The sequence below is a fragment of the Micromonospora sp. NPDC047134 genome, from assembly GCF_040643455.1.
Taxonomy (GTDB): domain Bacteria; phylum Actinomycetota; class Actinomycetes; order Mycobacteriales; family Micromonosporaceae; genus Micromonospora.
On sequence record NZ_JBEYUI010000009.1, the window covers coordinates 91,308 to 111,460 of the forward strand.

At 71.4% G+C, this 20,153-nt stretch carries 18 protein-coding genes; 9 read left to right on the forward strand and 9 right to left on the reverse strand.

The genetic code is table 11. The features are described 5' to 3' along the window. The first annotated feature begins 5 nt into the window (after positions 1 to 5). Both mycP and ABZ795_RS13820 read left to right on the forward strand, forming a co-directional pair. Positions 6 to 1,250 carry a type VII secretion-associated serine protease mycosin gene (mycP, locus tag ABZ795_RS13815; protein ID WP_357530611.1) on the forward strand — a complete coding sequence of 415 codons (1,245 nt, stop codon included), beginning with the start codon at positions 6 to 8 and terminating at the stop codon, positions 1,248 to 1,250. A gap of 93 nt (positions 1,251 to 1,343) precedes the next feature. Next, positions 1,344 to 2,048, forward strand: coding sequence for a phosphatase PAP2 family protein (locus ABZ795_RS13820; protein WP_357530612.1), 705 nt, complete (start codon positions 1,344 to 1,346; stop codon positions 2,046 to 2,048). 3 nt (positions 2,049 to 2,051) lie between these two features. Here ABZ795_RS13820 and ABZ795_RS13825 read toward each other — a convergent pair whose 3' ends face one another. The 6 genes from ABZ795_RS13825 to ABZ795_RS13850 form a co-directional block, all read right to left on the reverse strand. Then, positions 2,052 to 3,230 carry a MarP family serine protease gene (locus tag ABZ795_RS13825; RefSeq protein WP_327023744.1) on the reverse strand — a complete coding sequence of 393 codons (1,179 nt, stop codon included), beginning with the start codon at positions 3,228 to 3,230 and terminating at the stop codon, positions 2,052 to 2,054. Positions 3,231 to 3,293: 63 nt separating this feature from the next. Beyond that, on the reverse strand, positions 3,294 to 4,007 hold the full coding sequence (locus ABZ795_RS13830; RefSeq protein WP_357530546.1) for a CoA pyrophosphatase: 714 nt from the start codon (positions 4,005 to 4,007) through the stop codon (positions 3,294 to 3,296). A 14-nt stretch (positions 4,008 to 4,021) separates the two neighbouring features. Next, positions 4,022 to 4,642, reverse strand: a complete 621-nt coding sequence (locus ABZ795_RS13835) for a TlpA disulfide reductase family protein (protein ID WP_357530547.1) — start codon at positions 4,640 to 4,642, stop codon at positions 4,022 to 4,024. Next, a complete protein-coding gene (gene nth / locus ABZ795_RS13840) occupies positions 4,639 to 5,448 on the reverse strand; it encodes an endonuclease III (RefSeq protein WP_357530613.1) in 810 nt (269 codons plus the stop codon). Before nth ends, ABZ795_RS13835 begins: the two co-directional genes overlap by 4 nt. Positions 5,449 to 5,476: 28 nt before the next feature. After that, positions 5,477 to 6,625, reverse strand: coding sequence for a CapA family protein (locus ABZ795_RS13845; protein WP_357530548.1), 1,149 nt, complete (start codon positions 6,623 to 6,625; stop codon positions 5,477 to 5,479). A gap of 59 nt (positions 6,626 to 6,684) precedes the next feature. Then, on the reverse strand, positions 6,685 to 7,347 hold the full coding sequence (locus tag ABZ795_RS13850) for an adenosylcobinamide amidohydrolase (RefSeq protein ID WP_357530549.1): 663 nt from the start codon (positions 7,345 to 7,347) through the stop codon (positions 6,685 to 6,687). A gap of 212 nt (positions 7,348 to 7,559) precedes the next feature. Between ABZ795_RS13850 and ABZ795_RS13855 the strand changes: the two genes are divergently transcribed. The 6 genes from ABZ795_RS13855 (at position 7,560) to ABZ795_RS13880 (ending at position 15,722) form a co-directional block, all read left to right on the forward strand. Then, a complete protein-coding gene (locus ABZ795_RS13855; protein ID WP_013736306.1) occupies positions 7,560 to 8,237 on the forward strand; it encodes a Crp/Fnr family transcriptional regulator in 678 nt (225 codons plus the stop codon). A gap of 177 nt (positions 8,238 to 8,414) precedes the next feature. Beyond that, positions 8,415 to 9,050: a TetR/AcrR family transcriptional regulator gene (locus ABZ795_RS13860; protein ID WP_327023740.1), complete on the forward strand. Its 636-nt coding sequence runs from the start codon at positions 8,415 to 8,417 to the stop codon at positions 9,048 to 9,050. 73 nt (positions 9,051 to 9,123) lie between these two features. Beyond that, positions 9,124 to 10,842 carry an acyclic terpene utilization AtuA family protein gene (locus tag ABZ795_RS13865; protein ID WP_357530550.1) on the forward strand — a complete coding sequence of 573 codons (1,719 nt, stop codon included), beginning with the start codon at positions 9,124 to 9,126 and terminating at the stop codon, positions 10,840 to 10,842. Further along, positions 10,839 to 12,440 (forward strand): carboxyl transferase domain-containing protein, encoded by a 1,602-nt coding sequence (locus ABZ795_RS13870; RefSeq protein ID WP_357530551.1) that lies wholly within the window; start codon positions 10,839 to 10,841, stop codon positions 12,438 to 12,440. Before ABZ795_RS13865 ends, ABZ795_RS13870 begins: the two co-directional genes overlap by 4 nt. Positions 12,441 to 12,510: 70 nt before the next feature. Continuing rightward, positions 12,511 to 14,559, forward strand: a complete 2,049-nt coding sequence (locus ABZ795_RS13875; protein ID WP_357530552.1) for a biotin carboxylase N-terminal domain-containing protein — start codon at positions 12,511 to 12,513, stop codon at positions 14,557 to 14,559. Then, entirely contained in the window at positions 14,559 to 15,722 is a 1,164-nt protein-coding gene (locus ABZ795_RS13880) for an acyl-CoA dehydrogenase (RefSeq protein WP_357530553.1), read from the forward strand. Before ABZ795_RS13875 ends, ABZ795_RS13880 begins: the two co-directional genes overlap by 1 nt. A gap of 71 nt (positions 15,723 to 15,793) precedes the next feature. Here the strand turns inward: ABZ795_RS13880 and ABZ795_RS13885 are convergent, their stop codons facing one another. Further along, positions 15,794 to 17,500: an alpha/beta hydrolase gene (locus ABZ795_RS13885; RefSeq protein WP_357530554.1), complete on the reverse strand. Its 1,707-nt coding sequence runs from the start codon at positions 17,498 to 17,500 to the stop codon at positions 15,794 to 15,796. Between the two features lie 291 nt (positions 17,501 to 17,791). Here ABZ795_RS13885 and ABZ795_RS13890 point away from each other — a divergent pair, with 291 nt between their 5' ends. Beyond that, positions 17,792 to 18,118 (forward strand): hypothetical protein, encoded by a 327-nt coding sequence (locus ABZ795_RS13890; RefSeq protein WP_357530555.1) that lies wholly within the window; start codon positions 17,792 to 17,794, stop codon positions 18,116 to 18,118. 14 nt (positions 18,119 to 18,132) lie between these two features. Here the strand turns inward: ABZ795_RS13890 and ABZ795_RS13895 are convergent, their stop codons facing one another. After that, positions 18,133 to 19,611, reverse strand: a complete 1,479-nt coding sequence (locus ABZ795_RS13895) for a serine/threonine-protein kinase (protein WP_357530556.1) — start codon at positions 19,609 to 19,611, stop codon at positions 18,133 to 18,135. A gap of 31 nt (positions 19,612 to 19,642) precedes the next feature. Further along, complete coding sequence (locus ABZ795_RS13900) at positions 19,643 to 20,119, reverse strand: hypothetical protein (RefSeq protein WP_357530557.1); 477 nt, start codon at positions 20,117 to 20,119, stop codon at positions 19,643 to 19,645. Positions 20,120 to 20,153 lie beyond the last annotated feature (34 nt).

The following is a 20,153-nucleotide window of genomic DNA, read 5'->3' on the forward strand; positions in this document are numbered from 1 at the left end:
TCACGATGACGGCCGCCACCGTGTCGGTGGTCGTCGCGGCGGTGCCGGCCGCTGCCGTGCCGGTCAACCCGGTCCTGGCCGCGGCGGTGGCGTTCGCGCCCGGCGACGTGACCGACCGTCCCGACCAGATCCGCGACGAGCAGTGGCAGTTGGACAGGCTCGGCGCACAGGTTGCCTGGCGGACCTCTACCGGCCGAGGGGTGACCGTGGCCGTGATCGATTCCGGGGTGGACGGTTCCCATCCCGATCTGGTCGGGCGGGTGCTGCCCGGCATCGACCTGGTCTCGCCGGACGGGTCGGCCGAGCCGGATCCGGTGGGGCACGGCACCACCGTTGCCGGCCTGATCGCCGGGCGCAACGAGGACCGTCAGGGTGTGGTGGGGCTGGCCCCGGACGCCCGGATCCTGCCCGTGCGGGTCTTGGACGAGGAGAACCGCTACGACGACGCGCTGATCGTCGCCCAGGGGGTGCGGTGGGCGGTCGACAACGGCGCCCAGGTGATCAACCTGTCCCTGGGGGGCAGCGGAGACAGCCCGGCCTTGGCCGCCGCGATCGACTATGCCTTCGCCCGGGACGTCGTGGTGGTCGCGTGTACCGGGAATCTGGCCACCTCACCGGACTCGAAGGTGTGGTATCCGGCGCGCGAGCCCGGGGTGATCGCGGTCTCCGGTCTGGAGCGGTCCAGCGACAACCTGTGGAGTGGCGCGATCACCGGCCGGGCCACCGTGCTGACCGCCCCTGCCAGTGGTCTCGTCGGCGCCCGCCCGCCCGGCGGCTACTGGCGGGTGCAGGGCACCAGCTTCGCGGCACCCCTGGTCGCCGCCACGGCCGCCCTGGTGCGGGCCCGCTATCCGCAGATGTCCGCCGGTGACGTGGTGAACCGGCTGCTGGTCACCGCCAAGGACATCGGCCCCACCGGCCGCGACGACCGGTTCGGCTACGGCCTGGTGGACCCGATCGCGGCGCTGACCGCGGAGGTGCCCCTGGTGGAACACAACCCCTTGGACGACAACGAGACCCCGGGGGTCACCGGGTTCGGCCCGGCGCCGGGCCTCGTCCCGACGGCCACCCCGGAGGCCGACCAACTCGGCTTCACCGGCCCGCAGCAGGAGACCCGCTGGCGGGCCCGGGCGGCCGGGGTGCAGGCCGAGACCGGCTCGGAACGGCTCTGGGTGGGCTCGGCCATCCTCCTGGCCCTGCTCACCGGGGCCCTACTCATGGTGCGCCGGTACCGGCAGTCACACCGCTGACCCAATCTGCCCGAATCCCCGGTACGCCTGCCCGCTCGGGGGTACAACATCGCCGTGGGCAGCGATCGGCGGGTGTCATGGCGGGAGCACAGCCTGCCCGCGGTCACCCCCACCCCCCGCAGCCCTGTCCCCGCCCTCACCCTGCTGCCCCTGCTGCCCTTCACCCTGCTGGCCGGGCTGGTGCTGGGTGGCTGGTCCCCGTTGCGGCGGCTCGATGTGACCGTGACCGAGACCCTGCACGGGTACGCCGTCGTCCACCCGCTGTGGGTACGGGTGATGCGGGTGTGCACGGACCTCTTCGCCCCCTGGCCCCTGCGGGCGGCGGCGTTGTTCCTGGTGCTGTGGCTGGTCAGCCGGGGCGCCAGGCGCCTCGCGGTCTGGGTCCTCACCACCATGGTGGTCGGGGGTCTGCTCGGGCCGTTGCTGAAGCTGCTGGTGGGCCGGGACCGACCGGTGCTGCCGGACCCCGTGGCGGAGGCCCCCGGGCTGGCATTCCCCTCCGGGCACGCCCTGAACGCGATGCTCGCCGCCGGGGTCCTCGTGGTGGTCTTCCTGCCCAGACCCCCCACCTCGACCCGAACCGGTCAGCCGGTGACCCGGGCCGGGCCCCTGACGCAGGCCGCGATCTGGCTGGCTGCCCTGCTGCTCGCCCTGGTCACCGGGTTCAGCCGGATCGCGCTGGGGGTGCACTGGACCAGTGACGTGCTGGCCGGATGGCTGCTCGGCTTGGCGGTGATCATCGGCACCGCCACTGCCCTGGGGGTGTGGCCCCGATCAGCCTCGCCACCACATTCCTGACCGTCAGGTGCACTCCCCGGTGTTCACCCCCCGGGTGCGCTGCGCTCCTTCCAGGGCCACCGGGCGGGCCTCGGCGGCGGTCACCGCGAAGCCGGTGTTCGGATCGTCCGCCGCCGCAGCGAAGATCACCCCCAGGACCAGGCCGTTCGAGGAGACCAGGGGGCCGCCGGAGTTGCCGCTGCGCACCAGCGCCCGGATGGTGTAGATCTCGCGGGTCACACTGCCGGAGGAGTAGATGTCCGGCCCGGTGATCCGGTCGACGTCCCGGACCCGCGCCGACTGGGCGTTGTAGGGGCCGTCCAGCGGGAAGCCGAGCACGATGGCGTCCGCCCCGGTGGAGGCGTTGCCGGCGGCGAACCGCAGGGAGGGGCCGGGCAGCCCGGGCACGTACAGCACGGCCAGGTCCCGGTTCGGGTCGTAGACGACGACCTCCCCCTCGTACCGGTCGCCCCGCAGCTCCACCGCCACCGAACGGGTACCGGCCACCACATGCGCGTTGGTCATCACCCGGTCCTTGGCGTACACGAAACCGGAGCCCTCTATCCGGCGGGAGCAACTGGGGGCGGACCCCAGCACCTTGACCACGGAACGCTGGCCGCTGGCCACCACCTCCGAGCCGGCCAGCGCCGGGTCCGGGGGCTCGACCTGCCGGGCCTGGGTACGCCGCAGCCCGTCGAAGACGTCCGGGAACCCGTTGGTGTCGACCGTGTCGCGCAAGGCGGTCGACAACTGCTGTGCCTGGTCGGGCAACACCCGGTCGACCACGTTGAGCAGGGCGCTGCTGCGTACCGAGGCGGCCAGCCAGGGCAGGGAGGAGGAGCCCAGCGGCACCGCGACCAGCCAGGCGACCAGGAGCACGGCGAAGAGCGAGACGAAGGCGCCGCCGATGTCGTCGATCCGCCGACCCACATCACTGTTGATCGTGCGGCGCAGGTGTGACCCCAACCAGCCGGCCAGGGCCTGACCGACCACGGCCAACCCGAAGATGGCGACGAGTGAGACCAGAACCCGGGTGCCGCCGTCGACGAACTGCTGGGCGAACATCGGCCCGATCTGGAGCCCGATCAGGGCACCCAGGAAGAACCCGGAGAACGACAGCACCCCGATGACGAACCCCTGTCGGTATCCGCTGATCGCGAACACGAGCATGAGCATGAGCAGGACGAGATCCACGGCCGACACGGGTCAAGCGTACGGGCCGACAGCTCGCGGAAGGCTGATCACTAGCGGAAGGTGACCGCTTGATCAGCGCATCGCACTCTCGTCGGCCTGATCCGTTCCGGCCGACGGCGCCGGGGTCTGCCCCATCGGCGGCAGTTCGACGACCCGGTCCTGTGGCCAGGGTCGACTCCACCCACCCATGTCCAGCAGAGCGGAGAGCACCCCGGCGGTGAATCCCCAGACCAGCATTCCGCGTACCGAGAAGGCCGGGCCGATCCAGCCGCTCGAATGGCGTACCCGCATCCGATTGTCCGGGTCCACCAGCTCGGCGATGGGCAGCCGCGCCACATGGGCCACCTCGGCCGGCTCCCGGGCGTGCACCGGGTGCGGCGCGTGCCACCAGGCGAGCACCGGGGTGACCACGAAGTCGCTGACCGGAATCCACAGCCGGGGCAGCTCGGTCAGCAGGGTCACACTGCTGGTGTCGAGCCCGACCTCCTCGTTGGCCTCCCGCAGGGCGGTCGCCGCCGCGTCGGCGTCCTCCGGGTCGGCGGCCCCGCCGGGAAAGGCCGGCTGACCGGCGTGGTTACGCAGGGTCGCGGACCGTTGCAGGACCAGCACGTCCGGGCCGGTCTCGGCTTCGCCGAGCAGCACCAGTACGGCGCTCTCCCGGGCCCCCTGCTCCGGGGTGCGCAGCTGGGTGAAGTCCTCGGTGCGGGCGGTGCCCAGGCGGACCAGCAGGGGTTGCAGCCAGGCCGGGGAGTGCCGGGTGTCGGCCGTCTCCACTCGATGAGTCATCCCGTCACCTCCGATCACGCTCCGACCGTGATGTCGAGGTGCTGCTGGACGAGCGTGGTGAGGCTGGCGTCGTCCAGGGCACCCGAGGTGTCGATGTGCCGGATCTGCCCGTCGGCGGCCAGGAACACCGTCACCGGGAAGGCGTTTCGGCGCAGCGCCCGCTGCATCGCCTGCCCCTGGTCGACGAGCATCGGGAACCGTACCCCGAAGTCCTCGCCGATGGCCTGGGCGGCGGTGCGGCTGTCCTGGGTGTTCACCCCGATCACCTGGAGCTGCCCTTCGGCGCGTTCGCTGAGCCGTTGGAGGGCGGGCAGTTCCTTGCGGCAGGGCGGGCACCAGGAGGCCCAGATGTTGATCACGGCTGGGCCGCGTACCTCCCGCAGGGCCACCGGGGCGCCCCCGGTGAAGCAGGTCAGGGAGAGTTCGGGTAGCCGGCTGCCGCCGGTCTCGCCGACCGCCGGGTCCCCGGTCGCACCGTTCGGCGGGCTGGTCAGGGCGGCGCAGTCGGCGAACGGGGAGGGTCGGCCGGCGGCCTGATCCGGTCGACTGGGCGCGGGTGCCTCGGTGTCGGCCGTGCAGGCCGTGGTGGCGACCAACAGCAGCGGCAGGGCTAGCAGGGCGAGTCGGCGGATCATGGGGCCTCCGCCTGGACGGCCTGCACCGGCACCAGTTGCGGATCGATCCCGGCGGCCACCGCCAGGTCACGGGCCCGGGGCCCCTTGAGTAGCTTCGCCGCAGCGGCCGGCTCGGTCGGCCCGGTGCCGTACGACGGGCAGAGCTTCGCCAGGGTGCAGGCCCCGCAGGCCGGCTTGCGGGCGTGGCAGACCCGCCGGCCGTGGAAGATGATCCGGTGCGACAGCATGGTCCAGTCGCGCTTCGGGAACATCGCCCCGATCGCGTGCTCGATCTTGACCGGGTCGGTCTCCGAGGTGAGCCCCCAGCGCTGCACCAGCCGCTGGAAGTGGGTGTCGACCGTGATGCCGGGCACCCCGAAGGCGTTGCCGAGGATGACGTTGGCGGTCTTGCGGCCGATCCCGGGCAGGGTCACCAGGTCGGCCAACCGGCCGGGCACCTGACCCTCGTGGCGCTCGACCAGGGCCTGACCGAGTTGGATCAGGGAGTTGGTCTTGTTGCGGTAGAACCCGGTGGGCCGGATCAGCTCTTCCATCTCGGCCCGGTCCGCCCCGGCGTAGTCGGCCGCGCTCGGGTAGCGGGCGAAAAGCTTCGGGGTGACCTCGTTGACCTTCTTGTCTGTGCACTGGGCCGACAGGATGGTGGCGACGGCCAACTCCAGCGGGTTGCCGTGGTTGAGCTCACAGTGCGCGTCGGGGTGGGTCTCGGTCAGCACCCGGCCGATCCGCCGGGCCCGCCGGGTACGTCCGAGGTCGGTCTCGGTGGCACTTCGGGTCACGACGGCCAGCCTACGTCGCCCCGACGACAGTGCCACGGACACGCGTACGCCGAGCGGCTCAGTCCTCCTCGGGCAGGCTGATCTTGCCGGAGTCGGTGAACCGGGCGCCGGTCTCCGGGAAGTCGAGCTTGCTGAGTTCCTTCAGCAGTCCCAGCCCTCGGTCGTCGGGATCCACCACCGGCTTGCGCACCCCGTCCATGTACGTCGACACGAAGGAGCCACCCGCCCAGGTGCCGTCCTCCTCCAGCGACACCTTCAGCACCCCGCCCCAGCCGAGCCGCCCGTTGTTGCTGAGCGAGTTGCCCCCACCGGCGAAGTTGCCCAGGCTGTACGCGATCAGCCGGCCCTTGTAGAACTCCATGCCCCGCAGCACGTGCGGACCGTGCCCGACCACCAGGTCGGCCCCGGAATCGATCATGGCTCGGGAGAACTTGATCGGGTCACCCCGGTTCTCGCCGAGGAACATCTCGGTGCCCGGTCGTACCCGGGTCATCTCCGCACCCTCGGCGCCCATGTGCACCTGCACCACCACGATGTCGGCCAGGGTGGCGGCCTTGGCGATCACCTTCTTGGCGGCCGGGATGTCGGTCAGGCTGTTCGACCAGCGGTACGAGGAGAACCCGGCCACGGCCACCTTGACGCCCTTGACCTCCACCACGGTGATCTGGTCGGGGGCGCCGGTGTGCTCCAGGCCGTGCTCCTCCAGGGCCTTCTGGGTGTTCTCGTACCCCTTCTCCCCGAAGTCGTAGCCGTGGTTGTTCGCCTGGTTGAGCAGGTCGAACCCGGCGTCGGCCAGGTGTGCGGCGTACTCCGGCGGGGCCCGGAACTGGAAGCAGCGGGTGGAGTCCGCCCCGCACTTGCCGGCCCCCGTGTCCACGGTCAACGGCTCTTCCAGGTTGCCCATCACCAGGTCAGCGGAGAGGGCCTTCTTCACCGAGTCGAAGAAGCCCTTGCCGTCGTTGGGCGGCATCCGGTTGGGGGCCATCGCCATCACGATGTCGCCGGTGGCCGAGAGCGAGATCTTCTTGACCTTCGGCGTCGGCGACTCGACCGGGGCCCCGGTGTCACCGCCGCCCGCGCCGGGCTGCCAGAGCGGCCTCTCCCCGGCTTGGGCACATCCGGCGAGCAGGAGGGCGGCTAGCAGCGCACCGAGCACCGCAACGGCGGAACGACGTGGCCGGGACGCAGGGGAGGCGGGAGCATACATCGCGGGCGACACTACCGCGCGGGAAAGCCGCATGACGATGGCCGATCGGTCGGGGAGTTTCAGACCCGGAGCCGATCCGACCATGGCACCACTGTGCCGGTCCCGACCGCCAGTACGGCGGCGTGCACCGCCCGGGCCAACGGCGCTCCCCAGTCCGAACGCGGGCCGCCGTACGCATTGACCGGCCCGGTGGGCGGACACAGCACGGTTACCGCGTCGGTGGGGGTGCCGGTGCCGGGCAGTCCCAGGTCGGCGATCGCCTGCGCCTTGGCCTCGGTGGCCGTGGCCACCGCGTTGACCAGGGCGGCGTCACCCAGCCGGGCGGGTACCCAGGCCACGATGTTGACCGTGCCGACCCGCTGAGCCACCGCCGGTGCCGCAGGCGCCGCGGCGGGAATCGGGGTGCCCAGGCCCACGGTGGCCCACACCCGCACCCCGGTGTCCGTACGGATCAGCATCTCCCCGACGTCGACACCGGTCAGCAGCCCCACCCCGGGCCCGTCCAGGCCGAGCCGGCGGGCCATGTCGACCAGGTGGGCGGCCGGGTCCTCCCGGTCGTACGACATCGGCACGGTCGCGTTCAGCACCCACCGCCGTACCCCGATGCCCCCGCCCAGCGGGGCGCTGCTGACCGCCCGTAAGGGTCGCCTCGCCCGCCACACGAGTAGCGGAATGTCCCGTCCGTCCTCACGGCGGGTGGTCAGCACAGGGTCGCTCAGCACGCCGTGACCCTACGACCAGCGGCATCACTCGCTCGGGTGGGCCGGGCGATGGTGGCAGGCTTCGACAACGGGCGGGTACGCCCAACGATCAAGATTCCAGGGGTGGACCTCTGATTCCTGCTCACGTGCGCCTAGACTGGTCGGCGCGCGAGGGGATCAGCGGACGGCAGTCCCGGCCGAGCAGACGGCACGCGCAACCGGAGGTGTGCGCGATGGACGAGGTACTGGCCCGCAGCGGGATCTTCCAGGGCGTTGACCCGGAGGCTGCCGAGGCGCTCGCCAAGGAGATGGAGACCATCGAGGTCCGCAAGGGCGAGGTCGTCTTCAACGAGGGCGAGCCCGGCGACAGTCTCTACATCCTGCTGTCCGGCAAGATCAAAGTTGGCCGCCGCGCGGCGGACGGCCGGCAGAACCTGATCGCGGTCATGGGCCCCTCGGACATGGTGGGCGAGTTGTCCCTGTTCGACCCGGGCCCGCGTACGGCCACCGCCACCGCGGTCACCGACAGCCGGCTGGCTCGACTGCGCAAGCAGGCCCTGCGCCCCTGGCTGAACAACCGGCCGGAGATCGCCGAGCAGTTGCTGCGGGTACTCGCCCGTCGACTGCGCCGGACCAACGACGCCCTGGCCGACCTGATCTTCACCGACGTACCCGGCCGGGTCGCCAAGAACCTGCTCCAGATGGCCGGTCGCTTCGGCACCCGCGACGGCGGCGTGCTGCGGGTGACCCACGACCTGACTCAGGAGGAGATCGCCCAGCTCGTCGGCGCCTCCCGGGAGACCGTCAACAAGGCCCTGGCCGACTTCGCCTCGCGCGGCTGGCTCCGCCTGGACGGCAAGAGCATCATCATCCTCGACCCGGAGCGCCTGGCCCGCCGCGCCCGCGTCTGACCCCGTCTGCTCACGCCACCCGCTCGGCCCACCACCTGGGCCGGGCGGGTGGCGTGTCTCAGCCGTCCCAGCTACCTCGGGCTACCTCAAGCGGCCGAACCGCTGCACCCCGCAACCCCGCCGGAGCCATAAAAAGTCAGGCTTGACTGTTTGTTTCTGGCGGGGCAGGCTGTGCGCGTGTCCACCGCATCGACCCGGGTCCCTCAGCAGGAACGCAGTCGCGCCACTCAGGCCCGACTGCTGGAGGCGACCCTCGACTGCCTGGTGGAGCACGGCTGGTCCGGCACCACCACCACGGTCGTGGCCCATCGGGCGGGGGTTTCCCGGGGTGCCCAGCTGCACCACTACCCGACCAAGGCGACCCTGGTCACCGCCGCCGTCGGGCACCTCAGCGAGCGGCGGGCGGCGGAGTTGCGCGTCGAGGCCGAGGCCCTGCCGGCCGGCCCGGATCGGCTGGATCGAGTCGTCGACCTGCTGGCCGCCGCCTTCACCGGGCCGCTGTTCGTCGCCGCCCTGGAACTCTGGGTGGCCGCCCGCACCGACGCCGAACTACGTGCCGCGCTGCTGCCGTTGGAGGCCAGGGTGGGCCGGGAGATGTACCGGCTGACCGTCGAGCTGCTCGGGGTGGACGAACGGCGGCCGGGCGTACGCGAGGCGGTGCAGGCGACCCTCGACCTGCTGCGTGGGCTGGGCGTGGCCAACCTGCTCAGCGACGACTCGGCCCGGCGGACCGCCCTGCTGCACGCCTGGAAACACCAGCTCGCCGCCCTGCTCACCCCCGCAGCCGACCCGCCGGGGAGCGCGCGGCACTGACGATCCCGCCCGGAGGCATCATGCTCGACCTGCCCGTACCCCTCACCGCACCGGCTGGCACCGGGCGGCTCGCATGAGTCGGACCTTCGGCACGGGTACGGTGCTGCGGGTCGGTAACGCCTCCGGCTTCTACGGCGACCGTTTCTCGGCCTGGCGGGAGATGCTCGACGGCGGCGAGTTGGACGTGTTGACCGGGGACTACCTGGCCGAGTTGACCATGCTCATCCTGGGTCGGGACCGGATGCGCGATCCCGACCTCGGGTACGCGAAGACCTTTCTGCGGCAACTGGAGGGCACCCTCGGCACCGCGTTGGACCGGGGCGTACGAATAGTCACCAACGCCGGTGGGCTGAACCCGGCGGGGCTGGCCGTCGCCGTCCGGTCCCTCGCCGAACGGCTCGGGCTCGAGGTGCGGGTCGGGTACGTCGAGGGCGACGCCCTAGCCAGGCCGGACGCCCTGACCGCCAACGCCTACCTGGGGGCCTTCGGCATCGCCGCCTGCCTTGAGGGTGGGGCCGACATCGTGGTGACCGGCCGGGTCACCGACGCCTCGCTGGCCGTCGGCCCGGCCATCGCCCACTTCGGCTGGGGACGCGACGACCTGGACGCACTGGCCGGGGCGACCGTCGCCGGGCACCTGATCGAGTGCGGGGCCCAGGTGACCGGGGGCAACTTCAGCTTCTTCACCGAACTGCCCGACGGTGGGCACCGGCCGGGCTTCCCGATCGCCGAGCTGCATCCGGACGGCTCGGCCGTGCTGACCAAGCATCCGGGCACCGGCGGGGCGGTCACCGTCGAGACGGTCACCGCCCAACTGTTGTACGAGGTGGGCGGGCCGGATTACCTGGGGCCGGACGTGGTGACCCGGTTGGACACGGTGACCCTGGATCAGCAAGGGCCGGACCGGGTCCGGTTCTGCGGGGTCCGGGGTACGCCCCCACCGGAGACCCTCAAGGTCGGCATCAACAATCTGGGCGGCTTCCGCAACTCGATGACCTTCGTACTCTGCGGGCTGGACATCCCGGCCAAGGCCGCCCTGGTGCAGGCGCAGTTGACCGAGTCGGTAGGCCCGGAGGGGCTGGAGTTCACCCTGGCGCGTACGGATCATCCGGATGCGGTGGAGACCGAGACGGCGAGCGCCCTGCTGCACGTACACCTGCGGGACGGTGACAAGTCGCGGGCCGGGCGGGCCTTCTCGGCGGCGGCGGTGGAGCTGGCGCTCGCCTCCTACCCGGGTTGCACCTTGACCACCTTGCCCGGGGACGCCACCCCGTACGGCGTCTTCACCACTGACACCGTGCCGCAGGGCGACGTCGCGCACGTCGCCGTGCTGCCCGACGGCAGCCGCGTGCCGATCCCGCCGCCCCCGGTGACCTGTTTGGAAGGGCCCCCTGTACAACACCAGGCGTTAATAAGGGGCCCTTCCTTTCACTCGACCCGGCGGGGGGCGCTGGGCGAGGTGGTGGGGGCGCGGTCGGGCGACAAGGGCGGCGACGCGAACCTCGGGGTGTGGGCGCGTACGGACGCGACCTGGGCCTGGCTGCGCGGTTGGCTGAGCGTCGAGCGGTTGGCCGAGCTGCTGCCGGAGACCGCGGCGCTGCGGGTGCAGCGGTACGAGCTGCCCAACCTGCGGGCGGTCAACTTCGTCATCGAGGGGCTGCTGGGTGCCGGGGTGGCCGCCTCCACCCGGTTCGACCCGCAGGCCAAGGCGCTCGGCGAACTGCTGCGTGCCCGGCTGGTCGACCTGCCGGCAGAGCTGACCGCCGGACCGGCATCGGAGGGAGCACCGTGAGCACACTGGACACCGCCGTCGATCCCACCTCGGCGGCGTTCCGCGCCAACCGGGAGGCGTTGCTGGAACGCATCGCCGAACTGGACGACACCGTGCGGCAGGCGCGGGCCGGTGGCGGCGAGAAGTACGTGACCCGGCACCATGGGCGCGGCAAGCTGCTCCCCCGGGAACGCATCGAGCTGCTGCTGGATCAGGACAGCCCGTTCCTGGAGCTGTCGCCGGTCGCCGGGTACGGCACGGATTTCCCGGTCGGGGCCAGCGTGGTGACCGGCATCGGGGTGGTCGAGGGCGTCGAATGCCTGGTGGTCGCCAACGACCCGACCGTACGCGGCGGGGCGGTGAACCCCTGGTCGCTGGCGAAGACCCGGCGGGCCGGTGAGATCGCCCTGGCCAACCGGCTGCCCATGGTGAACCTGGTCGAGTCGGCCGGAGCGGATCTGCCCACCCAGGCGGAGATCTTCATTCCGGGTGGCCGGGTGTTCCGCGACCTGACCCGGCTCTCGGCCGAGAAGATCCCCACGGTCAGCGTGGTTTTCGGCAACGCCACCGCGGGCGGGGCCTACGTGCCCGGCATGTCGGACTACACCATCATGATCCGGGACCGGTCCCAGGTCTACCTGGCCGGACCGCCGCTGGTGAAGATGGCCACCGGTGAGGACGCCGACGACGAGTCCCTCGGTGGGGCGGCCATGCACGCCACGACGAGCGGCCTGGCCGACTTCCTCGCCGCCGACGAGCGGGACGGCATCCGGCTGGCCCGGCAGTGCGTACGCCGGTTGAACTGGCGCAAGCTGGGCTCGGCCCCCCGCAACCCACACCCGCAACCCCCGAAGTACGACCCGGAGGAACTGCTCGGCGTCGTCAGCGCCGACCTCCGGGTGCCCTTCGATCCCCGCGAGGTGCTCGCCCGGGTGCTGGACGGCAGCGAGTTCGACGAGTTCAAGCCGGCCTACGGCACCGCCCTGGTCACCGGTTGGGGCGAGCTGCACGGGTACCCGGTCGGGGTGCTAGCCAACGCCCGTGGGGTGCTGTTCAGCGCCGAGGCGCAGAAGGCCGCCCAGTTCATCCAGCTGGCCAACGCCACCGACACCCCGTTGATCTTCTTGCAGAACACCACCGGGTACATGGTCGGCACCTCCTACGAGCAGGGCGGCATCATCAAGCACGGTGCCCTGATGATCAATGCGGTGTCGAACTCGAAGGTGCCGCACCTGACGGTCAACCTGGGTGCCTCGTACGGGGCCGGCAACTACGGCATGTGCGGTCGGGCATACGAGCCGAGGTTCCTGTTCACCTGGCCGAACGCGAAGTCGGCCGTGATGGGCCCGGCGCAGTTGGCCGGGGTGCTGTCCATCGTGGCCCGGCAGGCCGCCGCCGCCCGGGGCCGGGAGTTCGACGCCGACTCCGACGCGGCGATGCGGATGATGGTCGAGCAGCAGATCGAGTCGCAGTCCGGAGCGCTGTTCCTCTCCGGTCGGCTCTACGACGACGGGGTGATCGATCCTCGGGACACCCGTACCGTCCTCGGGCTCTGCCTGTCGGCCATCCACAACGGACCGGTGAAGGGCGCCGACGGCTTCGGCGTCTTCCGAATGTGAGGCAGATGCCCGTGAGCGCGAGGAATGCAGCGAAGCGGAGTCCCGCAGTCGCGAACGAAAGGTTGGCCCCGTGATCAGTCGGCTGCTCGTCGCCAACCGGGGGGAGATCGCCCGCCGGATCTTCGCCACCTGCCGGGCGCTGGGCATCGAGACGGTGGCGGTGCACTCCGACGCGGACGCCGAGGCGCCTTTCGTCGCCGAGGCCGGCCAGGCCGTACGCCTGCCCGGTCACACCCCCGCCGAGACGTACCTGCGGATCGACCTGATCCTCGACGCGGCCCGGCGCTGTGGGGCGGACGCCGTCCACCCCGGCTACGGCTTCCTGGCCGAGAACGCCGACTTCGCCACGGCGGTGGCCGACGCCGGCCTGACCTGGGTGGGCCCGCCCGCCAAGGCGATCGCCGCGATGGGCGACAAGCTGGCTGCCAAGACCCTGCTGGCCGAGGCCGGGGTACCGATGCTGCCCAGCTGGAGCGAGGCGGACCAGGTGACCGACTTCCCGGTGCTGGTCAAGGCCGCCGCCGGGGGCGGCGGGCGCGGCATGCGGATCGTCCGCGACCCGGCCGGGCTTCCCGAGGCCGTCGCGAGTGCGCGCCGCGAGGCGGCCTCGGCCTTCGGCGACGGCACGGTCTTCATCGAGCGGTACGTCGAACGGGGTCGGCACGTCGAGGTGCAGATCGTCGGGGACCGGCACGGTATGGTGCTGGCCCTCGGCGAGCGGGACTGCTCGATCCAACGCCGGCACCAGAAGATCGTCGAGGAGGCACCGGCCCTGCTCGACGCGGAGTTGCGGGACCGCCTGCATCAGGCGGCGGTGGCCGCCGGCCAGGCGGTCGACTATGTCGGGGCGGGCACGGTGGAGTTCCTGCTCAGCGAGGCGGGCGAGTTCTTCTTCCTGGAGATGAACACCCGACTCCAGGTGGAACACCCGGTCACCGAGGCGGTCACCGGGCTGGACCTGGTCCGGCTGCAACTGCTGGTCGCCGAGGGTGAGCCCCTGCCCCTGTCGGCTACCCCGCCGGTGCGGGGCCACGCCATCGAGGTACGCCTCTGCGCCGAGGACCCCGCCCAGGGGTACCGCCCGGCCACCGGCACCCTGCACCGGTTCACCGTCCCCGGGGTGGCCGCCGAGTTCACCCCGCACCAGGGGCTGCGGCTGGACTCCGGGGTGATCGACGGGTCCGCGGTGAGCGTGCACTACGACTCGATGCTCGCCAAGCTGATCGCCTGGGCACCCACCCGTGCGGAGGCGGCCCGCGCCCTGGCCGGTGCCCTGGCCCGGGCCGAACTGCACGGCGTCACCACCAACCGGGACCTGCTGGTCCGGGTACTGCGCAGCCCGGAGTTCGCCGCCGCGCAGGTCGACACGGGTTTCCTGGACCGTCACCCGGAGGTCCTGGCCCCGCTGCTGCCTCCCGCTGAGCTTCCCCTGGTGGCCCTGGCCGCCGCGCTGGCCTCGGCCGCCGCCCGCCGCGCCGCCGCCCCGGTGCTGGCCGGGCTGCCGTCCGGCTGGCGCAACGTGCCCGCCGTTCCCCAGGTAACCCGGTTCACCGGCGGCGACGGTGGCGAGATCGAGGTCCGCTACCGGTTGGACCGGGTGGGTCGACTGGCCCACTGGTCGACCTCGCCGGTGGGCGACTCGACCGCCACTTCACCCGCCGGCTCGACCCCAGCCACGCCGAACGAGTCCGGCGAGGCCCGTGCGGAGACGGGCGAGGCGGTCACCCTGATCGAGGCCAGCCCGGAGCGGGTCGTGCTGGAGGTGGCCGGGGTGCGGCGGGGGTACCGCGTACACCGGACCGGGTCCGAGGTTTTCGTGGACGGCCCGGACGGCTCGGCGCGGCTGGTCGAGTCGCCGCGGTTCCCGCTGCCCGGCGCGGCGCTGGCCGCCGGGTCGCTGCTGGCCCCGCTGCCCGGCGCGGTGACCCGGGTGCACGTCGAGGTCGGTCAGCAGGTCGCCGCCGGTGACCTGCTGCTGACCCTGGAAGCGATGAAGCTGGAACACCCCGTTTTCGCCCCGACCGACGGCGTGGTCACCGAGCTGCCGGTGTCCCCCGGTGGGCAGGTCGACACGGGTGCCGTGCTGGCCGTGGTCAACCCGCTCGAGGAGGCATCGTGATGAACTTCGACCTCAGCCCGGAACAGGACCAGCTACGCGAGGCGGTACGCGCGCTGGGCCGCCGGTACGGTCACCGCTACTTCGTGGAGAAGGCCAAGGCCGGTGAGCACACCACCGAGCTGTGGCACGAGGCGGGTCGGCTCGGCTACCTGGGGGTCAACATCCCCGAGGAGTACGGCGGGGGTGGCGGTGGCATCACCGAACTGGCCATCGTCTGCGAGGAACTGGCCGCCGCCGGCTGCCCGCTGCTGCTGCTGGTGGTCTCCCCCGCGATCGCCGCCACCGTCATCCACCGACACGGCACCGAGGATCAGCGCAAACGCCACCTGCCCGGGTTGGCCGACGGCTCCCAGAAGATCGTCTTCGCGATCACCGAGCCGGAGGCGGGGTCGAACTTCCACCGCCTGGCCACGGTGGCCCGCCGCGACGGTGACGACTGGCTGCTGTCCGGACGCAAGTGCTACATCTCCGGGGTCGACGAGGCGCAGCACGTACTGGTGGTGGCCCGCACCGAGGACGCCACGACCGGCAAGCTCAAGCCCGCGTTGTTCCTGGTGCCCACCGATGCCCCCGGAATGACCCGCTCCAAGCTCGACATGGAGATCGTGTCCCCGGAGAACCAGTTCCTGCTCTACCTGGACGAGGTCCGGCTGCCCGCCGACGCCCTGGTCGGTGAGTCCCTGGACGCCGGTCTGCCGGCGCTGTTCTCCGGGCTGAACCCGGAGCGGATCACGGTGGCCGCGATGGGTGCCGGCACCGGCCGGTACGCCATCGAACGGGCCACGGAGTACACCGCCACCCGGACGGTCTGGGGCGGCCGGACCATCGGCACCCACCAGGGGGTGTCGCACCCCCTGGCCCACGCCTCCGTGCAGGTGGAGCTGGCCCGGCTGATGATCCAGAAGGCGGCGGCCCTCTACGACGCCGGCCGGGATCTGGAGGCGGGGGTGGCCGGCAACATGGCCAAGTACGCCTCCAGCGAGGCGGCGGCGCTGGCCGTCGACACGGCCGTCCAGGCCCTAGGCGGGGCCGGCATGACCACGGAGTACGGGGTGGCCACCCTGCTGGGGGCGGTACGCGCCAGCCGCATCGCCCCGGTCAGCCGCGAGATGATCCTCAACTTCGTCGCCCAACACCTCCTCGGCCAGGACAAGTCCTACTGAGACCGGGAAGAAGGGCCGGGGTACGGCGGGCGACCCGAACGCCGGCCGTACCCCGGTGAATCGAACGTAACTCAGTGGCCGCTCAGTGTCGCTACCGGCAGCGGCGCCACTACCGGGGGTAGTTGCTTCGGGGCGCTCCGCGCGGCCATGTCGCTGCCGGACACCTGGGCCCGGGTGGTCGCGGCGAACTCCGGCACCTCCTGGAAGGGCTGGATGTCACCCTTGCAGACCGTGCCCTTCCTGGGCAGGGTCACCTGCAGCAGGTAAGCGTCCATGGCATCGGTCACGCAGGCCGAGGTCCCGTACGCGGTGTGTCCCCAACTGTCGCTGGACAGCAGCCGGCTGTTCGGCAGCAGCTTCGAGGTGGACACCGCCCCGTTGTAGTTGGTGGAGGGGTCCCAGTAGTTGCCGACCACCAGCACCGGGTTGGCGGTCCGTCGGTTGAAGGGGCCGGTGAACCGGTCCTCGTCGCGGACGGTCCAACTGTCTCGGGCGCAGGGCGCGCTGGTCCAGGTCCAGAGCCGACCGAAGTAGGGGTCCCGCTTGTCGGCCCGGGCCGCCCGGGCCGGCCAGGAGGCGAGCGCCTTCGGGTGGTTGGCGTCGGCGCAGTCGACGCCGAGGAAGGCCTCCAGCATGTTGTCGTACGGAATGTCGTCGATGTTGGCCTTGGCCAGCCGCTGGGCCAGGGCGGCCCGCGCCTGCTCCCGGTCCGCCTCGGATGCCGTCGGGTCGGTCAACCGAAGCACCTCTGCGGTCAACCACACGATGTCGCCGTCGTTCCAGGGGTAGTACATCAACCTGAGGACGGACCCGATGAAGCTGGTGTAGGTGAAGGTTCGCGGGCCCAGGTACGGGACCTCGATCACCACCGGCCCGGCCTTGAGCCGTTGCATCGCCAACTCGAACTTGGCCATCGGGTCGCCGGGGGCCAGCGGGCAGACCTCGGCGCCGACACTCTCGCACCGCTTCATAATCTCGCTGAGCGCCTTGTATGCGCCCTGGGCGCTGCGCATCCGCGACTCCTGGTCCAGGTCGCCGTACTTCCCGCCGCCGACCCAGGCGGTCGCGTCCAGCACCCCGTCGATCGCCACGGCCCGGACCCGGTCGGGGAACATGTTCGCGTAGTACTGCCCGAGGATGCTGCCGTAGCTGTATCCCAGGTAGGTCAGCTTCTGGTCACCGAGGGCCCGGCGCAGCACGTCCATGTCCCGGGCCACCTGGGCGGTGGACATCGCGCCGCTGATCGGCCTGCCCGTGGTGGAACAGGCCTTACCGACGGCGGCCGAGGAGGCAACGTACGCCTTTTCCTCCGCCCTGGTGTGCGGGAAGGCCACGTTCAACCCCTCGTACGCCCGGGTCTGTTCCGCTACCGACCTGAAGCACCTGATCGGGTTGCTGGCACCCACCCCGCGCGGGTCCATCCCGATGATGTCGAACCGCTCCAGCAGCACGTCACTGAGGAAGTACGGCGAAGCCAGGACGGTGTCGCTGGCCGGAACCCCGGGGCCACCCGGGTTGATGAACAGGCTGCCGATCTTGCGCTGCTGGTCTCGTGCCTTGACCCGCACGACCGCCACCTCGACGGTGGGGCCCTTCGGGTCGTCGTAGTCCAGTGGCAGGTCGACCGTGGCGCACTCGGCGCCCTCGTCGCACTCCGCCCAGTTCATCTTGGGAGTGGGTACCCGGTCGACGCGCAGGCTCTCCGTGATGCTGGTGCGGTGCGAGACGGTCGCACCACCGATGGCGGTCGGGGCGGCAGCGGCGGGTGCCACCGCCATCCCGGCAAGCAGTACGCCGGCTGTAGCTGCCGCGGCCAGTGTCCGGACTGGTGACATATGGATGCCTTCCGGTGGGTGGGGGACGTCGAGTCGAGGCTCGACCATCGACCACTCTAGATACTCAGGACTCGTCACATCTCCGGACAGAGGGGATCATTCATGGCATCCACCCTGAGGAATGTAACAACCTGTTCATCAATGAGGCTGTCTTCACCAGTTGGCAGCCGAGGATTTTCCCAATGATGGGAAGCCCGTGGTTGACAGCGCGGCGATCCCCGACATTCTGGACGGGTGAAGCGCATCTCCGACGCCCGCACCGTCGCGGTGGCCGCCGCCGTCGCGGCCCTCTGGTTGCTGGTGTCACTCATCGCCGGAGGCCGGCAGGATCTGCTCGGCGTGGCGATGGCCCTGCTCTGCGTCCTGCTGGCCACCATCTCCGGGGTGGCCGTGACCGCGGCCCGCCACCAGAAGGCCACCGCTGCCCCCGATCCCCCGCAGCCGCTCGGGCCAGCCGACCCCGCGCCTCCCGGGGTGGACGCCGACACCCTGGAGACCCTGGGTGACCGCGACGCGGTCCGGGCCATGCGAGCCCGCTACCGCCGCGACGACGACCAGTGAGCAGTGTCTACCCCTCAACCACCCGTGAGGGTGGGTGAGGCCAGCCCGTTGAGCCCACGTCCGGCCAGGCAGCGGTACATGCGGTCGGCCTCCCCTTCGGCCGGCGGCAGCACCTCCAGGTTCCAGCCGATGGGCTGACGGCCCCCGGTGACCAGCCGGAAGGTCTCCTCGTTGCAGACCCGCTGGACAGCCGGATCGGCCACGATCTCGTCATGACCGGCGTCCAGCAGCGCCGCCGGCAACTCCCCCAGGGCGTAGCTCTCCCAGGTGTGCCGCGTGTCGCACGGCACCCGACTGGCCTGGGCCCGTTGACCACGCACCTGCACCGGCCCGAAGCACTCCAACTCCTCCGCGCACCGGACACCGCTGGGCAGGGTCTCCGGCACGGTCGCGCAACCCGGGCGGAGGACGCCGGTAGCCGAGGGGCGAGGGGGCAGGGTGGCCTGTGTCGACGGCATGCCACCGGCGGCCCAGGCACCGACCCCGGCCGAGGCGGCCAACGCGGCCACCCCCGCCACCCCGAAGAACCAGCGGCGCCGACGCCGTCGCTGAGTCGAACCGGCGGAGGCCCCCTCGACCAGCTGACCCTCCCGGGCCGTGGGGTACGCGAGGTCGTAGCGGCCACCCCCGTACCCGAACGAACCGCCCTGGGTGTACCCGCCGGGCATCCCCAGGGAGAGGTTGGTCAGCAGGTCGCGCAGTTCCGCGGCGGACGGCCGTTCCCCGGGATCGTTGGCCATTCCCGCGCGGAGCACCTCCATCAGGTCCTCCGGCACCCCGGGCAGGCTGGGAATCGGCTGGTGGAACATCTCCAGCACGGTCACCAGGCTCGGGTTGCGCTCGGACTGCCACCGGGGCGGACGCCCGTGCATGACCGCGTAGAGGGTGGCGCAGAGCGCGTACACGTCCACGGCCGGGGACGGCGGGCTGTGGTTGAACATCTCCGGCGGCGCGTACGCCGGGGTGAGCACCTCCAGGGCGACCGAGGCGTCCCGCATCTCGGCGACCACCGCCAGCCCGAAGTCGGCCAGCACGGCCGTGTTGAAGTGCGAGTACAGGATGTTGGCCGGCTTCACGTCGCGGTGCAGCACCCCGGCGCCGTGCGAGTGGGCGATCGCGTCGGCGATCTTGACACCGAGGTCGCGGGCCTCCACGGCGTCCAACCGGGAGGTGCGCATCCGTTCGGCGTACGACCCGTCACACAATTCCATGATCAGGTACGGGTGCTGGTCGATGGTCACACCGACGTCGAACAGGTCCACCACGTGCGGGTGTGAGGACATCCGGCCGGCGGCCCGCGCCTCGCGCAGGAACCGCGCCTGGTCCCGCTCGCTGACCAGGGTGCGATTCTCCACCTTGACCGCCACCTCACGACCCACCGAGATCTGGGTGGCTCGGTAAACTGTCGCGTACCCGCCCCGGGCGAACACCTGCAAATCAGTCAGACCAGGCACAATGGGCGTCGGCAGGGAGCCGGGCTGCGTGTCGGTCACGGTATCGAAAATACCCAACTGCTACTGCGGCTCAATGAACCGCATCGGCGGACGGTTCCACCCTCGACGTTTCCGCACCGCCGCGCCCAGCCGAATCCGCAGCTCCGCCGCCTCGCCGGGCGTCCCACCACAGACCGGCGGCGGTGGCCAAGGCCCCCACGCCCTCCCAGGCCGCCACCCCGAAGAACCGGCCCGGGGCCACGTCGGCCAGCACCGCGAGGGTGAACACCGTGAAGGTGACCAGACGGAATACCACCGTGAAGCGGTAGAAGGCCCGCCACTCGGTGGCGGTGGCCAGCAGGTAGTAGACCCCCATGTTGAACGAGGCCATCGACGAGGCGGTCACGAAGACCCCGGTGTAGTCACCGGCCGTCCGGGTCTCGGGTATCTCGAAACCGAGCATCCCCAGCAGCGCCTCCGGCCAGAGCAGCCCGACGGCCCCCATCACCAGCGCCAACACACCGAACACCGCGATCGTCCAGCCGGCAACCGAGCGCGGCAGCCTCATCTCATGCCCTCCCCTGTCGGCGTGACCGTCCACA

Bases quoted from the DNA above. Each gene is read 5' to 3' on its own strand.
- ABZ795_RS13880 (WP_357530553.1), top strand. From the start codon at position 14,559: ATGAACTTCGACCTCAGCCCGGAACAGGACCAGCTACGCGAGGCGGTA.
- ABZ795_RS13900 (WP_357530557.1), bottom strand. From the start codon at position 20,119: ATGAGGCTGCCGCGCTCGGTTGCCGGCTGGACGATCGCGGTGTTCGGT.
- ABZ795_RS13835 (WP_357530547.1), bottom strand. From the start codon at position 4,642: ATGATCCGCCGACTCGCCCTGCTAGCCCTGCCGCTGCTGTTGGTCGCC.
- ABZ795_RS13855 (WP_013736306.1), top strand. From the start codon at position 7,560: ATGGACGAGGTACTGGCCCGCAGCGGGATCTTCCAGGGCGTTGACCCG.
- ABZ795_RS13830 (WP_357530546.1), bottom strand. From the start codon at position 4,007: ATGACTCATCGAGTGGAGACGGCCGACACCCGGCACTCCCCGGCCTGG.
- ABZ795_RS13885 (WP_357530554.1), bottom strand. From the start codon at position 17,500: ATGGCGGTGGCACCCGCCGCTGCCGCCCCGACCGCCATCGGTGGTGCG.
- ABZ795_RS13845 (WP_357530548.1), bottom strand. From the start codon at position 6,625: ATGTATGCTCCCGCCTCCCCTGCGTCCCGGCCACGTCGTTCCGCCGTT.
- ABZ795_RS13865 (WP_357530550.1), top strand. From the start codon at position 9,124: ATGAGTCGGACCTTCGGCACGGGTACGGTGCTGCGGGTCGGTAACGCC.
- mycP (WP_357530611.1), top strand. From the start codon at position 6: ATGACGGCCGCCACCGTGTCGGTGGTCGTCGCGGCGGTGCCGGCCGCT.